A 977-nucleotide genomic window follows, 5' to 3' on the forward strand; every position below is an offset into this window, starting at 1 on the left:
GTCCCAGCATTCGCCTTTACGGCTCATGCTTTGTCGGAGTCCATGTTCCAGCAGTTCATTTCTGAATTTATGGCTGGTGTACTGGCAACCTTGGTCGGAGTGAAACAGTACGTCTTTTGGGCGACCGCGCAGTTCAATCGCCATGCGCAGGGCTTCGCAGGTCAGCGTGGCATCAGAGATCATCGAAAACGACCAGCCCACAATCCGGCGAGCGAACAAGTCCAGAACCGCCGCGAAATACAGCCAACGCTTGCCGACTTTGATGTACGTCACGTCCCCACACCACACCTGATTGACCGTCGCAACATCAAACTTGCGTTTGAGCACATGCGGTGCCACCAAAGCCTCCACGCCAGGTGACTTGTACTTATGGCGCCGGCGTTGACGGCTGACAATGCCTGCTTCTCGCATCAAGCTGCGAGCCATGAACCGCCCGACATCATGCCCGCCGGCTTGCAGCTGTTTAGCCAAGGTACGAGCGCCCGCAGACTCTCTCGACGCCCTGTGGTGCTTGACCAGCATAGCCTTGAGTTTCTCTCGCTTAGGGCTCACCTTGCCTTGGCGCTGACGCCATGCGTAAAAGCTACTGCGGTTTATTCCGAACACACGACAGCAATCGTTAACGCCGTACTGCTCGCCCAGCTCACAGATCAACGAGAGTGATCTTTGGCGTCCAAAAGCAGGAGAGCACTGGCCTTTTTTAGGATTTCGATATCCCGGTCTCTTTGCCTGAGCAAGGCTTTAAGTTCCTGGATCTCTCGCTGATCCGCGGTAATCGCCTTGGCTCCCACCGGAGTCGAGCCCAAGCGTTCCTTGCGAACTTGATCGACCCAGCGGCGCAAGGCCGTAGGGCCAATATCCAAGCTGGCACAGACCTCGGGAACCGACTGCCCCTCGTCCAGCACCATGCTGGCAGCCTTGAGTTTGAACTCACATGAATAAGATTTACGCATATCCAAACACCTCAGATTTGGACG

The 977-nt window shown here is 55.8% G+C and carries 2 protein-coding genes; both read right to left on the minus strand.

Annotated elements, in window-relative coordinates:
* A partial coding sequence (locus NTD80_RS10950) for an IS3 family transposase (protein ID WP_262133552.1) occupies nucleotides 1-654 on the minus strand: 654 nt, incomplete at its 3' end.
* On the minus strand, nucleotides 651-977 hold a 327-nt coding region (locus tag NTD80_RS10955; protein ID WP_262133554.1), incomplete at its 5' end, for a transposase. The genes NTD80_RS10950 and NTD80_RS10955, both read right to left, overlap by 4 nt.

The sequence above is a fragment of the Pseudomonas sp. 13B_2.1_Bac1 genome, from assembly GCF_025466155.1.
Taxonomy (GTDB): domain Bacteria; phylum Pseudomonadota; class Gammaproteobacteria; order Pseudomonadales; family Pseudomonadaceae; genus Aquipseudomonas; species Aquipseudomonas aylmerensis.